Below are 16,097 nucleotides of genomic sequence, written 5' to 3'. Positions count from 1 at the left end.
GCGGGCGGCCGTTCGAAGGCGGTATCTACGGTTACATAATTACCTATATGCCCTGCTTCCATTGTTGTATTGAATAGAATACTCAGTAACTTACTAAGTGTTTCGGGCGAGTCGGCCGCATCCCTCGCGGGGGGGGCGAGTGGAGATCCGGACAGGTCGGCGGAGTGGCGGTGTGTCCGGAGCGGGCGCCGATGGCTTGGATGCTCGAAAGTTGCCGAGTGGAAACGGCGGGAGTAAACCAGGCTATCCAAGCTGGTTTGTCCGGGTTTGCCGAACCGGCCCCGTCCGGGATGGGGGAGTGCGAAAATCGGCTCGTGTTCGACTGGCTTGCCGCAGAAGCCGACACCGTGCCATCCGGTTCGGCGTGGAAGGACGTCCTGACCGTCGGGGCCCCACTGGCGGTGGTCCTCGCCGCGTGGATCGTTGGCCGGTACGCCTCCGGGCTTGCCCGCGCCACGCCGTATGAGCGTCTCGACGGGCTGGTGAAGGTCCGGGCGGCGTGGCCCGAAGGCTTGGAAGGGCGGGACTCGCTGGACCGGTCGGTGGCCTACACGCTGGCGCAGATCCGGCAGCTCGAGGGCGACACCACCCACCTCGACACCTCACCCAACGCGCGGTGGGCGGATTACCATGTGGCGCTGGCCTATCGGCGGTCCGTATACCTGCGCGCGGCGTTCGGATCGGTCGCCCTCGCCGTGGTGGCCGCGCTGTGTGCCTGGAGGGTCCCCGCCTGGCTGGATATCCTCGCCCGGCAGGGCCGCCGCGAAGTGCTGCGAACCGTCTATCCGCTATCGGTTCTGCTGCTGGGGGCGGTAGTGGTGATCGCGATATCGCTGTGGGAATTGCACCGGCTGCGTCAGCACACCGACCTCGCCGCCTTTCCACAGCGAGCGCAGCCCGTGGTGACCGCCCGGGGCAACAAGGGCGCCGAACGCCGCCCGGATGTTCCGGAGCCGGCTCACCCGGGCATCACCGGACCGGCCTCATGAGCCCGGATCGGCGTCATGAGGCCGAGGGGCCGGTCGTCGACGTGAATTCCTCTCCCGCGGATACATCCCGGGACCGGCCGCGCCGCTCACCCCGAGGCGAGCGGGCGGGTTCGTCTACTTCGGCGGGAAGCGCAGCGCGCCGTCGAGGCGGATCACCTCGCCGTTGAGGTAGTCGTTCTCCACGATCGACTGCACCAGCTGCCCGTATTCCGGGGACCGGCCCATCCGCTTCGGGAACGGGATCTGCGGGGACCAGTACTGTTCCAGCTGGTCGGCGGCCTTACCGTAGGCCGGGGTGTTGAAGGTGCCGGGGGCGATGGTCACCACCCGGATGCCGAGCGGGGACAGGTCACGCGCCGCGACCAGGGTCATGCCGATCACGCCGCCCTTGGCGGCGGAATAGGGGAGCTGGCCGATCTGGCCCTCGTAGCCGGCCACCGAGGCCGTATTGACGATGACCCCGCGCCCACCTTCCTCGGTGGGTTCGGATTCGGCGATGGCCGCCGCGGACATCCGCATCACGTTGAACACCGCGATCAGATAGAACTCGATGGTGGTGCGGAACCCGTCGAGCGGTAGCGGGGAGCCGTCCTTGCCCACCAGCCGCCCACCGGCGGCCGGCCCACCGTGGGTATCGACCGAGATGCGCAGCGGTCCGAGTGATTTCGCTTCCTCGATCGCCGCCCGGACCGATTCCTCGCTCGTCGCGTCGGTGTGCACATAGCGGATACCGAGCTCGTCGGACAGTTCCTTGCCCTTGTCGTCGGCCACATCCGCCACCACGACCTTCGCACCCGCGGCATGCAGACGACGGACGGTCGCCTCGCCCAGCCCGCCCGTGCCGCCGACGACGATCGCCGAACTACCTTCGATCTGCATAGCACTACCCTCTCTTGCGATTCTCGCTCTCAGATTGAGAGAATACTATTCTCATGTATATAGGCAAGATCGTCGACGTGGCGGAAACTGGAGAGAACTGATGCCCGAAGCCGTGATCGTATCCGCGCTGCGCACCCCGATCGGGACCGCCGTGAAGGGAACCCTGCGCGAAACCACCGCATTCGACCTTGCGCACCACGTGGTCGAGTCGACCACCAAACAGCTGGAAACCGACGCCCCCATCGATGACCTGATCCTGGGTGAGGGGCGGTACGGCGGCGGGGTGATCGCGCGGCACGCGGCCGTCACCGCCGGGCTCACCGGTGTGCCGGGTCTGGCGCACAACCGGCACTGCGCGGCGGGAATGGCCGCCGTGCAGACCGCGGCGGCGGGTATCCGGGCGGGGATGGACCGGCTGGTGCTGGCGGGTGGGGTGAACGCCGATTCCACCGCGCCCAAATCGCGGTTCCGGGTGGGCCCCGACGAATGGGTCGATCCGTGGACCTCGCCCTCGCATCCGGACCGGCCGGACGCGCCGAACCTGGACATGTCCATCACGGTCGGCTGGAACGCGGCGGTGAAATCCGGGATCTCACGGGAGGAACTGGACGCCTGGGCACTGCGGTCGCATCGCCACGCGATCGCGGCGATCGACGAGGGCCGGTTCGCCGACGAGGTGGTGCCCATCGATACGCCGTTCGGCCAATTCGCGGTGGACGAGCACCCCCGCCGCACCACCACCCTGGAGAAGCTGGCCTCGCTGAAGGTCCTGCACCCGGAGATCGAGGGATTCTCGATCACCGCCGGCAACGCCGCCGGGGCCAACGACGGCGCCGCCCTGCTCACCGTCGCCAGCGACGACCTGGGTCTGCCCGCATTGGCCACCATCCGGTCCTGGGCCTCGGTGGGCGTGGACCCCGCCGATACCGGGCTGGCGCCGATCGAGGCCATCACCAAGGCCGCCCGTAAAGCGGGGATCTCGCTGGGCGAGGTCAAGCTGTTCGAGATCAACGAGGCCTTCGCCTCGGTGCCGATCGCCGCGATCCGGGCACTGGACCTGGACCCCGAACTGGTGAACGTGAACGGCAGCGGTTGTTCGCTCGGGCATCCGGTCGCGGCCACCGGCGCCCGCATGATCGTCACCACGATCCACGAACTGCGCCGCCGCGGTGGCGGCCTGGCGATCGTCGCCATGTGCGCCGGCGGCGGTATGGGTTCGGCGACGGTGCTCGAGGTCGCCGCGCCGTGAGCGTGAACGGTTCCGCCGGGGACGGTGGACGCTCCCCGGCGGAACTGATCGCCGCCGCGCGTGCCGGATCGGTGCGCGCGGCGGGCCGCCTGCTCACCCTGGTCGAAGGATCGCGCCGGGCCGAGGTGCTGGAACTGCTGGCGCCCGCGGTCATCCGCGTCGTCGGCCTCACCGGCCCTCCGGGCGCGGGTAAATCCACCACCGTCGCGGCGGTGGTCACGGCCTACCGCGCGCAAGGGTTGCGGGTGGCGGTGCTGGCCGTGGACCCGTCCTCGCCCTACAGCGGCGGTGCGTTGCTCGGTGACCGGATCCGGATGGCCGCCCATATCGACGATCCGCAGGTGCTGATCCGCTCGATGGCCACCCGTGGCCACCTGGGCGGGTTGTCGGCGGCGGTGCCCGCGGCGATCAGGTTGCTGGGCGCGCTGTCCTACGACCTGGTCGTCGTCGAATCGGTGGGCGTGGGGCAATCGGAGATCGAGATCGCCGCGGTCGCGGATCCGACGGTGGTGGTGCTCACGCCGGGGGCGGGTGACGCCGTACAGGCCGCGAAGGCGGGGCTGCTGGAAGTGGCCGATCTGCTGGTCGTGAACAAGGCCGACCGTCCCGGCGCCGATCAGACCGTCCGGGAACTGCGCGCCGAATCCGATGTCCCGATCCTGACCACGGTCGCCTCCGACGGCACCGGGATACCGGAACTGGTCGCGGCCGTCGACGAACATCACCGCGCCGACAGCCGGGATCGCCGGGCCGCGCGCGCGAGATCGCAGATCCTGTCGCTGGCCCACAGCAGGCTCCGGGCGCATCCGGAACTGGATGACCTCGCCGCTGCCGTGGCGGCCGGGCAGTGCGACCCCTACACCGCGGCGGAATTGCTGGCGCCTCGACCCGCGGAACTCGGTACCGTCGACAAGTAGGCGCTGGAGATCCGTGGCCGCGGGGAAGCCCTCGCCGAACCTGCCGACTGTGGGCGCGGATGAAGTCGGTCTACGACGGCCTCTTCGGGCCGTAGGGCCCCGCGAGCGACGCGTCGACCACCGTATCGGATTCGGGCTGCGACAGGCGCGCGGCGCCGGAGTTGCTCGGTGCCTCGTTATCGCTCGTCAGCCGGATCACGGTGCGCTCCAGCGCGGGCAGGATTTCGGTGACCTCGAGGGCGCCGTCGACGAATCGCCCGATCAGGGCGTAGATCATATTGGACAGGATCAATCCCACATCGCTGACGTAGTCGGGTTCCGCTCCGGCGAACAGCGCGGAGATCGCCGGGAGCACCTCGCTGATCGCTCGTTCGTCGAGTCTGCGGCCGCCGGGGCCCAGCCGTGCGCGGTGGTAGGCCTCGAGCATGCGGGGATGCGTTTCCCAGGGCGCGAGGATATGACGGAGGATGCGGACCAGCCCGGAGCGCGGGTTCTCCCCGTCGGGTGTGGGCGCGGCCGGGGAGAAATTGTTGACCGCCATCCACCGCTCGACCGCGGTCACGATCAGCTCGTCGCGGGTGGCGAAACTCTTGTAGACGGTCGCCAGGGAAACGTGGGCGCGCCGCGCCACCGCTCTGAGCTGGACAGCGGCGTAACCCTGCGATTCCAGCATCTCCTGGACGACGACGATGATCTGCTCCGCGGATGCGGCTTCGCTGCGGCGCTGCATAGTGGTCGGATCCTTCGGGGTGGCGGCCGGGATCCTCAAGACTAGGTCGTTCGTGGGCGCTGGTGTCCGGTTCGCCGGTCACGGTCCCGAGCCGGCCGCCGGTGCAGGGTCTCGATCAGGCCAGCGTGTCGACGACCGGCAGGAGCTTCGCGACCTGCCCCAGGCAGCGAGCGATATGACCGATACCTTCGCCGACCTCCTCGATGGTCAGGTCGAAACCCGAACGGCCCGCGGTGCTGTGGAACGGTCCGGTCGAGGTGCTCGCGGCGAATTCGGCCGGCGCCGATACCGCGATGCGGTCCCGCGCGCGACGATCGCCGAGGGTGGTGCCGACGAATCGGTGCGCCGCGCGCGTGCAGTCCTGTATCGCCTCGACGGCGATGAGCAGTTCGTCGGGTAGCGCGATGATGTCGTGCCCAGCGGCGAAATCGCCGGTGACCTCCATATGTTCGACGGTGAATTCGAGAAGGTAGGCCAGGCGGTACAGATCCGCCCGGCGCGGCAGATCCATGTCCTCGGAGGCGGTGTTGGCGCGGAGGGCGCGAGCGTCCTTCGCCCCGGCGCGACTCGCCGCGGCGAGTCTGGACCGGATACTTCTCGGATCGGCCGGTGGATCCAAGAACTCGGCCAGGATCGCCGCGCCGTCGACGGTATGTGCCGTCAGGCCGGCGAATTGCCGCCGCAGCCGGTGGATCGCCGGCCTGCCGATATCGGTGTCCGGTTCCATGTGCGCTCCCCCTCCGCTTCCTATCGCGAGAGTCCCGGCTCGATTCGAACGCGGCCGGCTCGCGGACTCGGCTCGGCTGAGTACGAGCGAGGTCGTCCGTTACATAGTAACGATGTTACTGCCCCGGCGGCACCCGGCCCGCGTGCCGAGTCCCGGCCTCCCCCGGCGTCAGCAGGTGGGATGCCGGGCAATCGTGGACAGTTCGACGGCATCGGCCATCGCGCGATAGCCCGCCGGGTTGGGGTGGAGCCGGTCCGGGCTCGACAGGTCGGACCGCAGAACCGAGTGGTTGCCCGGATCCCGCAGTGCGGCATCGAAATCCACGATGCCGTCCGCGTGCCGCTGGGTCCGGATCCAGGTGTTGATCTCCTGCCGGTGCTTTTCGCTGTCCGGGGTGAGCAGGACTCCGTCGACCACCGCGTCGGAGGCGGGCAGCAGGGTCCCCAGCCAGATCTTCTTCCCGGCCCGGCGGGCGGCGTCGATCAGCTGCTCGTATCCGGCGATCACCTGGGCCGCGGTGGCAGGCGGCGGTAGCCCGAGGTCGTTGATCCCCTCCTGCACCAGGACCCCGCTGACACCGGCCTGGTGCAACGCGTCCCGCTCGAAGCGGGCGACGGCACTGGGCCCGAACAGTAACGGCTCGCCCCCGGTGACAACCCGGTTGCTGCCGATGCCCGCGTTGACGACCGACACCGGAATCCCCGCGGCGTCGAGCCGGCGCTGCAGGAAATCCGGGTAGCGGCTGTCGGTATCGGCGACCGCGCGGTCGACCGGGACACCCACGGGTGTGCTGCCGACGAATCCGTCGGTGATGGAGTCACCGAACGCCACCACGGTATGGGTGCCCGCGGGAGCGAGCACGTCCAGCGCGTGGATGTAGAACCACGACCCGGTTCGTGCGGTGAACCGGTCGGGCTCCGGGTGCCCGGTGAGGTTTCCGCTGCCCGGAGGCGCGTAATAGGAGGTCGCGTTGGCGTTCCAGTGCTTGGTCGGTGGTCCGGCCGGGCCGGCGACGTGAATGCTGACGGCCAGCGGCCGCGCGGCGGTCACCGGGAACGGCAGCGGGTCGCTCACGATATCGCCGCCGGCGGGCACCGTGACCGACCGGCTGCCGCCGAAGGCAACCGCGTGGATACCGGTCGCGGCCGCGCCCTCGGTCTGTTCGCCCACGGTGACCTCGGCGAAGGTGACCGGACTCGCCCCGAACCGGTTGGTCAGGTGCAGACGGACCTGCGTTCCGCCGAAGTGCGGTGTGACCACCATGCGGAACGTCTGATCGTCGACCGCCAGGGGCACCGGGGTACCGGCCGCGTCCACCGGGGTCAGCGAATCGGTGGGACTCGCCGTCCACGAAGCGACGAAACGGTCGCCGCCGCAGTGGTGATCATCGGGTTGCGCCACCGCGGGCGCCGAGCCCGTCAGCACCGTCATCGCGACGGCAGCCGCGGTCACGGCCGCCACGGCTGCGGGTGCGGTCGCGGACAGTCGGTACGGCGAGCCTGAATTCGTGGTTCTCAACGTCGAGTCACCCCTTGTCTTCTGCCGTCTGCCGGGGCGGCTGACGGTGTCGGTTGTGGTAGCGGCGCGCTTCGGTGCAGGTGCATGGATGCGCGGTCACCGTAAAAGCGCAGCGGGCGCATCCGCGTTTCGCCGCGCCGTGGACTCCGCGCCGTGGACCCCTCGGCGGCGATCCGCTTCAGATGAGGCTGCCGATATCGCGGGCGACGATATTGTCCAGCGCGCGTTCGGCGACGGCGGCGATGGTCATCGAAGGGTTGCAGGCGGCGGTGTTGCCGGGCATGAGGGCGCCGTCGAGGACGTAGAGGCCGGGTTGATCGTGGACACGGCCGTCGAGATCGCAGACCGGGCCCATACCGGCGCCGCCGAGCGGATGCCAGGTGGAGGGGAACAGGGCATTGGTGTCGAGCAGCATGCCGTCGGGTCCGGCGATTCTGCGGACCGCGGGATCGATGAAGTTGTTCTGGATGGCGGTATCGCCGTCGGCGGGCCAGTGCAGCACGGCGTCCTGACGGGTGGCGTCGTAGGTGAAGGTGCCCCGGCCCCGGCTGACGCCGTAGCCGACCATGATGGTGCTGCGGGGGTCCAGCGACAGGGGCGGGATGGAGGCCTGGATGACGGTGAACGCCGCCTCCGGGTCGTCCCAGTTCTTGCTGCCGTAGACGACGGGGCCACCCTGGGGCGCGCCGAATTCGGCGGAGGGGTCGGTCCAGACGTAGATCCGGTCGGCGTTGGTGCCCCAGCCGCCGCCGAGACCGTCGGGCAGATCGCGGATGAGGCCCGTCGCGGCGGCGCGGACCAGCAGCCGGGTCGTATTGAGGCTGCCCGCGGCCATGATCAGCGCGGTGGTGGTCAGGATCTTGTGTTCCACGACGGCACCGGTGGTGTCGAGCCGCCGGACGTGCACGATCCACCGGCCGTCCGCCGCCCGTTCGACATCGGTGACCTCGTGCAGGGTTTCCACCCGCACTCGTCCGGTGGCCTCGGCGGCGGCGATATAGGTGACGTCGACGGTATGTTTGCCGCCGTTGTTGACGCCCATGGCGCCGTCGCCGTTGGTGTAGGAGGGTTTCATCTCGCCGCGTAGCTCGGCCAGGGCGTAGTCCCAGTCGATGGGCATCGGGATCTTGGATACGGGAAGCCCGGCCGCGCGGGCGCGATCGGCGAACAGCCGGGCCACCCGGTAGTTCTCGGAGGCGATCAGTTCGTCGGGGGCTTCGGCGAGGCCGAGCATCTTCGCCACCCGGGGGTAGTGCACCCGGTCCATCAGCGCCCAGTCCAGTTCCTGCGGGAAATGGGTGTTGAACACGTCCTCGGTGGGTTGCAGCGACATGCCCTGATAGACGAGCGATCCGCCGCCGAGGCCGGCCGCGCACAACGCGGTCATATTGGTCCCCTGGACGGCTTCGACCAGACCGGTGTAGGGCTCGAACAGCAGCGGCTGCCCGAACAGGTTGGGACTGGACCGGCACCACAGCAGCCGCTTGTCCGGCGCCGACGCGCGGGGAAATGTCTCGGAATCGGGCCCGGTGGGCCAGCGCAGTCCACGTTCGAGCACCGTGACCGGTACCCCGGCCTGCGCCAGCCGCAACGCGCTCACGCCGCCACCGAACCCGGACCCCACCACCACGACGCGATGTTCCTCTCGGGTGAGCGGAACACTGCCGCCGCCCTGTGGCGCGGCCTCCGCTCGCGCGGGCGAAAGGTGGGAGCCGGCGAGGACGGCGCCGCCGACGGTGAGACCGGTCAGCAGTGATCGGCGCGAGAGCTGGGGCATATACGAACTTTCGGGTGCGAGGTATCGGTTCGGCCCGCATACGAACGCGGCCTCGGCCGGGTCGCTGGGCCGGCGGCGCACACCGGGCTGTTGCCGGCGGTGATCCCGAAGCCGGTGCTGTGGCCGGTATCAGGCGTATGCGAGGGGTGCACTCAGCGGGCGTCGGATACCCGGGAGCGGGTGCCGATCTGCCGCGGCCTGGTGGGCCGCTCGACCGGCGAGGACCGTGAGCGCTCGGAGACCGCCGAGGTGATGGCGGAGCGTCGGCGAGGTCTGTGAGGTGTACGACATCGCTCGTAGAAGGTAGCGAGCGCCACAGTCGAAAATTACTGCGCGGTAACGATCATCGGTGGATGCGCGGTGGGCTGCGGTGAACGGTCGATTCGACGCGGTGAGCGGTCCGGTGCGGCATTTTCGGGTCCGGAACCAAGACTTTCGACAATAACTTGTGACCCGGCACAGACGCGCCGGGCGGCGTCTCAGGAACCGTTCGCGGGCCGGAAGTCCATATGCAGCCGGGTCAACCGGGACGAGCGGATGAGCCAGCTGCCGTCGACCTTCACGTAGGTCTCGTGGTAGTGGCCGAAGCCGTGCAGCCGGCTGCCGTCGGGCCAGATGAGCCGGTCCTCCATCGCCCAGATACCGGTGGCCTCGGTCGCCGAGGACACCTCGAGCTCGGGAGTATGACCGTGGTGGACGGTGATCACCTCACCGATCCGGTCGGTGAGGAAGGCCAGGAAGGTATCGGCGCCGGTGATGACCTCCCCACCCGAACCGGAGACATCGATGACGACGTCATCGTGGAACACCCGGCGGAAACCGGCCCAGTCCTTGGTGTCCATGGTGCGGAAATAGCGCCCTTTCAGGCTGCGCAGCGCCTCGTGGTCGTTCATCGTCATCCCAGGGTCGCGGTGATCGGTGGCAGATCCAGTACCGTGCGGATACCCGGCGGCGCCGCGCAGACGTGGCGGACGGCGTTCACGGCGCGGTTGGCGGTGTACGCGGGGGAGTGCTGGGCCATCTGGTCGAGCGGGAACGGGAAGACCATATCGATCTCCAGCGGCGCGTCGCCCTCGACCGAGAGGTGCCAGCCGGTCGGCCGGATATCCCAGCCGGTCTCCGCGTCCGCGCCGCAGTGCCAGATGGCCTGGAAACGCACCACGGCCCGGCCCTGCCGGATGCCGGTGATCGTAATGCGCTGGGCGGCCACGGTTCCCGCGGGGATGGTCCCCGCGGCGATCTCGAAAGTATGCCCGGCGGTGGCGACTTCACCGGACGCGGTGACCGTATCGAGCGGCAGCCCGATACCGTCGGCGAGCAGACGTAGTGACGGCCCGAAACTGTTGCGCAGATGGTCGAGCCGCCACTGGGCGAAATCGCCCGGTGGACTGCCGAATCCCATGATGTCGAACAGGATCGCGGGCGAATCGCGCCGGGACAGATCGGCGTATTCCTCGATGGTGAGCAGATCCAGGCGCCGCTGGATCGAGGACAGGACCAGCGGGACGGCCTCGGTGATGAACCCGGGGCTGCTGCCGGTGCTGTGGATCGAGGTGCCCCCGCTCGCACAGGCCGCCTCCACCCGGGCCCGGACCTCGGGATCCATACTGCCCGGATGGTGGAACAGGCCGCAGGTGGTGACGATATTCGTTCCGGCCGCCAGGATCCGGCAGACCTCGTCGATATCCGGGGTCTGCGGCATGTACAGCACGCAATCCGGTGGGTCACGCAGGATTTCGCCGATATCGCCGGTGGCCCGGATGCCGGTCGGGGTGTCCAGGCCGCAGAGTTCGGCGGCGTCGCGGCCGTGCTTGTCCGGGTTGTGCGAATACAGGCCCGCCAGCGTGAGTTCCGGATGTGTGACGACGGCGCGCAGCGCCCGGGCGCCGATGGTGCCGGTCGCCCATTGCGCCACCCGGTGACCCGCGGCGGAGTCCAGGGTGGTGGGAGTAGTGCGGGGTTTCGGGTCCATCGGGCTCTCTGTCCGTAGTGCGGGGGACCGGGCGGCGGAATGTCAGGGCCGGAAGCGCAGCAGGGCTTCCTGGGCGAACGACGCCACCAGGGTGCCGTCGGCGGTGAGTACATCGCCGCGGCCGAAGGCGCGTCCATGGGCCATGACCAGGCCGCTGTGCCGCAGCAGTAGCCAATCGTCACTGCGGAACGGGCGATGGAACCACAGGGTGTGCGAGGTGGTGGCCGAGGTGAACTCGGTCCCGTTGCCGCTGTGATCGAAACCCTCCACCGGGCGCAGCACCGTGCCGATCACGTTCAGATCCGAGGCGTAGGCCACCAGTCCCGGCGCCAGTTCCTCGCCGACCTCCGGGGTGCGCATCCACAGGTCGTATTCGGCGGGTCCGGCGTTCTTGTCCTCGAGGTCGGTGAGCGACCTTGTCTCCCAGGGGATCAGGCCGATTTCCACCCGCCGGTCGGCGTCCGGTACCGCCGGTACCGCGGCGATCTCCTGGTTCTCGCGGCCCTCCTCCATCGCCGTCATCGACACCAGCGCCGTGGCGATCACATCGCCCTTCTGGCGCGCGACGATGGTCAGGGTGGCGAACGAGCGGCCGCGGTGCTGGGGCTGCACCACGTAGTAGACCGGTGCGTCGCTCTTGCCCTCGCGCGCGAAGATCACGTGGACGGATTTGACGGTTTTGTCCGGGCAGGCGAAAACCGCGGCGCGCAGGAACTGCGCCAGCAGCTGACCGCCGAAGAGCCGGTGGTACTCCAGCTGCTGATTGGGGCCCTCGAACACCGACAGAGTGGCTTGCGGGTCCGGCTCCGGCGCGTCGTCACCGGTATGCGGCGCGGACGGGCGCAGGCGGAGGTCCATGCAGGCGAGGAGATCGGTCCAGAGATCAGGCATACAGCGAGTGTAAACCCGTATCTCTGATTTGGAGAACGCTATTCTCCGCTATGTCGTCCGGCTGAACCCGCGGGCGCAGAACTCCCAGATCTCCTCGGCCGAGATCGGGTGGGCCGTCTCGTCGTCGATTCCGCCGTTGGATTGGGCGGTGAACATGACCGTCTGCATGACCATGGCCGCCATCCGTCGCGGGTTGATCTCCGCGCGCAGCAATCCGGCCTCGTCGGCATCGATCATCAGCTCGATGAACAGCGTGACCAGTGGCGCGTGCGCCACTTTCACCTGCGCCGGATGGCTCACCAGCAGTTGCGGCGCGAAATCGGTGAACAGCGGGCGCTGTGCGGTGGGGTCCGGGCGGCAGAGCTCGTAGAGCAGTTCCACGGCGAGCTGTAGCCGGTCCAGCGCATCGTCCTTGCCGGCCACCGCCGCGCGGATCTGGTCCGCGGTGCGGCTCAGGGCATCCTCGAACAGGGCCAGCAGCAGTTCGTGTTTACCGTCGAACTGCAGGTAGAAGCTGCGCAGGGACTGCTTCGACCGATCCACGACCTCTTGGACCGTGAAATCGGTGGTGCCCTTCTCGGTGATGATCGCCTGGGCGGCATCGAGGAAGCGCTGCACCCGCTGTTCGGCGCGTAATTTGGCAGTGCGAATGGAGCGCTCGACGGCGCGCTGCTTCCAGGCCGGTTCTTCGCTCGGACTGGTCACCGGGCGGCCCGTCCGATCCCATCGATCCCATCTGTGGAGAACATGAGTGCACTGTACCGGAGAACGTCCCATGTCTGGGCAGGCACGTGGCGTGTTCGCACCCGTGAGGAGACTCTTAATTTCATCTCAAGAGAATGCTATTCTCCTGAACGTAACGCAACCCCGCCAACAGGAGGCAGCCCGGATGCTCTTCGAGTTCGATGCCGATCAACGGCTGCTGCGCGATACGGTCCGGGAAGTCACGGCCAAGGAGTGCCCGCCGTCTGTCATCCGCGAGATCGTCGACGCCGGTGCGGACTCCGGCCGGCTCTGGAAGACCTATGTCGAACTCGGCTGGACCGAACTCCTCGAACCGGAGGCGGCCGTCGAACTCGGAATCGTCCTGGAAGGGCTGGGCCGGGCCACCGACCCGACGCCCTATCTCGCCACGATGACCCAGTTCGCGCCGCTGGCGGGGGAGTCCGCCGCCGCGGACGGTACCGGCGCCGCCGTCTTCGAGGGTGTCACCGCCACCCGTGACGGTGACGGCTGGTTGCTCAACGGCACGGCCCGGCAGGTCCTCGACGGCGACCGCTGCGATCGCCTCGCCGTGGTCACCGAGGCGGGTGTGTTCCTGGTCCCCGCGCACGCGGTGACGACCCGCCGGGCCGCGGTATTCGATCCGGTCCTGCATATCGCCGACGTCACCTTCGACGCGGTGCGGGTGACCGACGGGGACCGCGGTACCGGAGACCCGGTGCGCGCCCGCCAGCTCGCCCTGACGGGTTTGGCGCTGACCACGGTGGGCGCCTGCCAGCGGGTGCTGGACCTCGTTCTGGACCATGTGCGGACGCGGCGGCAGTTCGATACCGCGATCGGCGCCTTCCAGGCGGTACAGCACAAGGCCACCGATATGCATATCGCCATCGAGCGGGCCCGGGCGCTCGCCTACTTCGCGGCACTGTGCCTGGCGGAGAACGATTCCCGCCGCACCCTGGCGGCGGCCATGGCCAAGGCCGCCGCGGGCGAATGCCAGTCACTGGTGTTCCGGCACGGCGTGCAGTTGTTCGGGGCCATGGGATTCACCTGGGAAAACGATCTGCAGTTCGCGATCAAACGGGCCAAGGCCGGCGAACTGCTGTTCGGTGGTGCCGCCGTGCATCGCGCTGTGGTGGCCGCCGAGCACCGTGCGTCCCGGCGGTGATCGGCGACATCATGGGATCGCGCCCGCGCCGCCGCCGGACCCACCCGGCGCCGGATGGCGCAGTAAACGGAATACGAGCATCGGGTTCGCCCCCGGTGCGTCCCGGAACCGAGGAGCACTGTTTTGTCGTATATCGACTACACGGTCGCCGATAAGATCGCGACGATCACCCTGAACCGCCCCGAGGCGGCCAATGCGCAGAATTCGGCGCTGCTGGACGAATTGGACGCCGCCTGGACCCGGGCCGCGACCGATGACGATGTCGTGGTGATCGTATTGAATGCGGCCGGAAAACATTTCTCGGCCGGCCACGATCTCAAAGACGCCAGCTGGCCCGCACCGGAGAAGATCACGCTCGACTGGATCTATCAGACCGAGAGCCGCCGGTATCTGGAATACACGCTGCGATGGCGCAACGTTCCGAAACCGTCCATCGCCGCGGTGCAGGGCCGCTGTATCGCGGGCGGTCTGATGCTGTGCTGGCCGTGTGATCTGATCATCGCCGCGGATAACGCGCTGTTCTCGGACCCCGTCGCGATGATGGGTATCGGCGGGGTCGAATACCACGGTCACACCTGGGAACTCGGCCATCGCAAGGCCAAGGAGATCCTGTTCACCGGGCGGGCTGTCACGGCCGCCGAGGCGGAGCAGGCGGGTATGGTCAATACGGTCGTGCCGCTCGAGGAGCTGCCGGCCAAAACCGCGGAGCTGGCCGCGCAGATCGCCAAGATGCCGCCCTTCGGGCTGCGGCAGGCGAAGCGGGCGGTCAACCAGACCCTCGACGTCCAGGGATTCTATGCCGCGATCCAGTCGGTTTTCGATATTCACTCGACCGGGCACGGAAATGCCCTGAGTGTGAACGGATATCCGATCCTGGTCGACCTGGAACAGATGAAGACGAACATCAAGTAGATGTCGATAGGGGGATCGTCCCGTTCGCCGCGGTGACGATCCCCCTATATCGAAGAGAAACTCAGCGCCGCGGAGGAAACCGGCGATCAGGGATTCTTTCTGACACGGGCAGCGTAACCGAATTACGACGGCCCGGGACCCTGTTTCTGAATTTCCCCGGATGGACAATTCGGTGACGAAGTGCCCATCGGAAAGGTTTCCGTCATGCGCTCCAGCAGAACGCGGCGTACCGCCGCTCTCATCGGCCTGATGGCACTCACCGCCACCGCCGTCATCGGTTGCGGTGATTCCGAGGAGGACGCCGCCGCGGCCACCTCCGCCCCGGCCGCCACCAGTTCCGCCGCCCCGGCCACCGCTTCGGCGGAAACCGAGAAGGCGATCACCGACGCCTATGTCACCTTCTTCGACGGCACCGCCCCGCCCGCGACGCGGGCCGGGCTGGTCGAGAAGGGCGACGCATTCAAACCGTTCCTGGAGGGAATGGCAACCGACCCCCGGGCCTCCGGCACCAGTGTGACCGTGTCGGCCGTCCAGCTCGTCGACGACAAGACCGCCGATGTCACCTACACCCTGTTGCTGGGTGGAAATCCGGTGCTGCCGGACCAGTCCGGACAGGCGCTCAAGGAGGGCGATACCTGGAAGGTCGCCGCGATGACCTTCTGTGCGCTGCTGGCGGTCCAGGGCAGCGGGCAGGCGGTTCCCGCGTGTAGCTGACACCCCTGCGGGTGTCCGTACCTCGCCGCCTCCTCGGGGTCGGGGCGTCGACCCTCCGTGGGGCGGGTGTTCCGCGGTGGGGGTCCGGCGGTGGCCGGATGTGTCGTATCGGTTGCGCAGTATCGATAGGCCATCCGGCCGCCGCCGGCCGCCCGGTTTCGCGCGCCCGGATATTTACCGGATATCCATCCGGTCAAAGCCTCGAATCGGCCCGTACCCCGGTAGGTCTCGGGCTAAACTCCGCTGCGCCCGTGGAAATGTCGTTTCCCGGGCGGCATACCACCACTCTCCAGAAAGACGGATAGATGTCACGAAGACGCCGGGTGGTCCGAGCCGCCGCGGCCTGCGGGGTCGCGCTCTCCCTGAGCGCGATCACCGGCTGCGGCAATTTCTTCGGCCCCGACAACTGTTATGTACTACCGGCGACCGAGGTACCGAAGGAGGTGGCGGTCGCGGGACCGGAGAATCCCGGGGCCGGTGCCGCCGTATCGGATTCGCCGGCGGCGGCGGCCGCCGCGATCGGAGGCGTCTACGACACCTTCTTCGCTCCCGCCACCTCGACCGCGGACCGGATAGCGCTGGTCGAACGGGGCGAGGATTTCGAGACCGAGATCGGCGGTATGGTCAGTCACATTCGCACCGCGCTCACCACGGTGCAGATCTCCGATGTGACGTTGCTCGATTCCAGCAGTGCGGAACTGCGTTTCACCCTGAACATCTCCGGTAATCCGGTGGTGACCAACCAACTCGGTCATGCCGTCCGGGAGCCGGACGGATGGAAGATCGCGGCCACCACGATGTGCGGGCTGGTCGCGATATCCGGGGGTACCTCTCAGGCCTGCGCCTGAGCACCCCGGCCTGAAACCGGCGCCCGGTGGCCGGAACGCCGCGCAGGCGTCGTTGTACCGGGCGGCCCGGCGATCCCCACCCTGGA

Annotated in this window: 16 protein-coding genes; 7 read left to right on the top strand and 9 right to left on the bottom strand. The window is 68.4% G+C overall.

What is annotated here, in order from left to right; translation table 11 throughout:
- Nucleotides 1–314 precede the first annotated feature (314 nt).
- Entirely contained in the window at nt 315–989 is a 675-nt protein-coding gene (locus tag AB0F41_RS09745; RefSeq protein WP_357422370.1) for a hypothetical protein, read from the top strand.
- Nucleotides 990–1,103: 114 nt separating this feature from the next.
- Here the strand turns inward: AB0F41_RS09745 and AB0F41_RS09740 are convergent, their stop codons facing one another.
- Complete coding sequence (locus AB0F41_RS09740; protein ID WP_357422369.1) at nt 1,104–1,868, bottom strand: SDR family NAD(P)-dependent oxidoreductase; 765 nt, start codon at nt 1,866–1,868, stop codon at nt 1,104–1,106.
- Between the two features lie 100 nt (nt 1,869–1,968).
- Between AB0F41_RS09740 and AB0F41_RS09735 the strand changes: the two genes are divergently transcribed.
- Both AB0F41_RS09735 and meaB read left to right on the top strand, forming a co-directional pair.
- Complete coding sequence (locus tag AB0F41_RS09735) at nt 1,969–3,117, top strand: thiolase family protein (RefSeq protein ID WP_357422368.1); 1,149 nt, start codon at nt 1,969–1,971, stop codon at nt 3,115–3,117.
- Nucleotides 3,114–4,034, top strand: a complete 921-nt coding sequence (gene meaB / locus AB0F41_RS09730; protein WP_357422367.1) for a methylmalonyl Co-A mutase-associated GTPase MeaB — start codon at nt 3,114–3,116, stop codon at nt 4,032–4,034. Before AB0F41_RS09735 ends, meaB begins: the two co-directional genes overlap by 4 nt.
- Nucleotides 4,035–4,104: 70 nt before the next feature.
- Here meaB and AB0F41_RS09725 read toward each other — a convergent pair whose 3' ends face one another.
- From AB0F41_RS09725 to AB0F41_RS09690, 8 genes are all read right to left on the bottom strand, one after another.
- Nucleotides 4,105–4,764 carry a TetR family transcriptional regulator gene (locus tag AB0F41_RS09725; protein ID WP_357422366.1) on the bottom strand — a complete coding sequence of 220 codons (660 nt, stop codon included), beginning with the start codon at nt 4,762–4,764 and terminating at the stop codon, nt 4,105–4,107.
- A gap of 115 nt (nt 4,765–4,879) precedes the next feature.
- Entirely contained in the window at nt 4,880–5,491 is a 612-nt protein-coding gene (locus AB0F41_RS09720; protein ID WP_357422365.1) for a hypothetical protein, read from the bottom strand.
- A 168-nt stretch (nt 5,492–5,659) separates the two neighbouring features.
- Entirely contained in the window at nt 5,660–6,943 is a 1,284-nt protein-coding gene (locus tag AB0F41_RS09715; RefSeq protein ID WP_357422364.1) for a GDSL-type esterase/lipase family protein, read from the bottom strand.
- A 244-nt stretch (nt 6,944–7,187) separates the two neighbouring features.
- A complete protein-coding gene (locus tag AB0F41_RS09710) occupies nt 7,188–8,786 on the bottom strand; it encodes a GMC oxidoreductase (RefSeq protein WP_357422363.1) in 1,599 nt (532 codons plus the stop codon).
- Nucleotides 8,787–9,265: 479 nt separating this feature from the next.
- Nucleotides 9,266–9,679, bottom strand: a complete 414-nt coding sequence (locus AB0F41_RS09705; protein WP_357422362.1) for a nuclear transport factor 2 family protein — start codon at nt 9,677–9,679, stop codon at nt 9,266–9,268.
- Between the two features lie 2 nt (nt 9,680–9,681).
- On the bottom strand, nt 9,682–10,758 hold the full coding sequence (locus AB0F41_RS09700; protein WP_357422361.1) for a dihydrodipicolinate reductase: 1,077 nt from the start codon (nt 10,756–10,758) through the stop codon (nt 9,682–9,684).
- Nucleotides 10,759–10,800: 42 nt separating this feature from the next.
- Entirely contained in the window at nt 10,801–11,649 is an 849-nt protein-coding gene (locus tag AB0F41_RS09695; protein ID WP_357422360.1) for an acyl-CoA thioesterase domain-containing protein, read from the bottom strand.
- A gap of 48 nt (nt 11,650–11,697) precedes the next feature.
- The gene (locus AB0F41_RS09690) at nt 11,698–12,354 is read right to left on the bottom strand and encodes a TetR/AcrR family transcriptional regulator (RefSeq protein ID WP_357422359.1); all 657 of its coding nucleotides are present in this window, start codon (nt 12,352–12,354) and stop codon (nt 11,698–11,700) included.
- 184 nt (nt 12,355–12,538) lie between these two features.
- Here AB0F41_RS09690 and AB0F41_RS09685 point away from each other — a divergent pair, with 184 nt between their 5' ends.
- The 4 genes from AB0F41_RS09685 to AB0F41_RS09670 all read left to right on the top strand — a co-directional run bounded on the left by AB0F41_RS09685 (nt 12,539) and on the right by AB0F41_RS09670 (nt 16,011).
- Complete coding sequence (locus AB0F41_RS09685) at nt 12,539–13,537, top strand: acyl-CoA dehydrogenase family protein (RefSeq protein WP_357422358.1); 999 nt, start codon at nt 12,539–12,541, stop codon at nt 13,535–13,537.
- Between the two features lie 123 nt (nt 13,538–13,660).
- The gene (locus AB0F41_RS09680; RefSeq protein WP_357422357.1) at nt 13,661–14,449 is read left to right on the top strand and encodes an enoyl-CoA hydratase; all 789 of its coding nucleotides are present in this window, start codon (nt 13,661–13,663) and stop codon (nt 14,447–14,449) included.
- A gap of 204 nt (nt 14,450–14,653) precedes the next feature.
- Nucleotides 14,654–15,163: a hypothetical protein gene (locus AB0F41_RS09675; RefSeq protein ID WP_357422356.1), complete on the top strand. Its 510-nt coding sequence runs from the start codon at nt 14,654–14,656 to the stop codon at nt 15,161–15,163.
- A 305-nt stretch (nt 15,164–15,468) separates the two neighbouring features.
- On the top strand, nt 15,469–16,011 hold the full coding sequence (locus AB0F41_RS09670; RefSeq protein ID WP_357422355.1) for a hypothetical protein: 543 nt from the start codon (nt 15,469–15,471) through the stop codon (nt 16,009–16,011).
- Nucleotides 16,012–16,097 lie beyond the last annotated feature (86 nt).

It is taken from the genome of Nocardia sp. NPDC024068 (assembly GCF_040638875.1).
In the GTDB taxonomy this organism is placed as follows: Bacteria; Actinomycetota; Actinomycetes; order Mycobacteriales; family Mycobacteriaceae; genus Nocardia.
The sequence above is the reverse complement of the archived record's forward strand: the minus strand, read 5'-3'. Positions and strand labels throughout refer to the sequence as shown.

What these genes read in the sequence shown, in the direction of transcription:
- AB0F41_RS09740 (WP_357422369.1), bottom strand. Translation starts at nt 1,868, where the DNA reads ATGCAGATCGAAGGTAGTTCGGCGATCGTCGTCGGCGGCACGGGCGGG.
- AB0F41_RS09735 (WP_357422368.1), top strand. Translation starts at nt 1,969, where the DNA reads ATGCCCGAAGCCGTGATCGTATCCGCGCTGCGCACCCCGATCGGGACC.
- AB0F41_RS09725 (WP_357422366.1), bottom strand. Translation starts at nt 4,764, where the DNA reads ATGCAGCGCCGCAGCGAAGCCGCATCCGCGGAGCAGATCATCGTCGTC.
- AB0F41_RS09720 (WP_357422365.1), bottom strand. Translation starts at nt 5,491, where the DNA reads ATGGAACCGGACACCGATATCGGCAGGCCGGCGATCCACCGGCTGCGG.
- AB0F41_RS09710 (WP_357422363.1), bottom strand. Translation starts at nt 8,786, where the DNA reads ATGCCCCAGCTCTCGCGCCGATCACTGCTGACCGGTCTCACCGTCGGC.
- AB0F41_RS09705 (WP_357422362.1), bottom strand. Translation starts at nt 9,679, where the DNA reads ATGAACGACCACGAGGCGCTGCGCAGCCTGAAAGGGCGCTATTTCCGC.
- AB0F41_RS09700 (WP_357422361.1), bottom strand. Translation starts at nt 10,758, where the DNA reads ATGGACCCGAAACCCCGCACTACTCCCACCACCCTGGACTCCGCCGCG.
- AB0F41_RS09695 (WP_357422360.1), bottom strand. Translation starts at nt 11,649, where the DNA reads ATGCCTGATCTCTGGACCGATCTCCTCGCCTGCATGGACCTCCGCCTG.
- AB0F41_RS09685 (WP_357422358.1), top strand. Translation starts at nt 12,539, where the DNA reads ATGCTCTTCGAGTTCGATGCCGATCAACGGCTGCTGCGCGATACGGTC.
- AB0F41_RS09675 (WP_357422356.1), top strand. Translation starts at nt 14,654, where the DNA reads ATGCGCTCCAGCAGAACGCGGCGTACCGCCGCTCTCATCGGCCTGATG.
- AB0F41_RS09670 (WP_357422355.1), top strand. Translation starts at nt 15,469, where the DNA reads ATGTCACGAAGACGCCGGGTGGTCCGAGCCGCCGCGGCCTGCGGGGTC.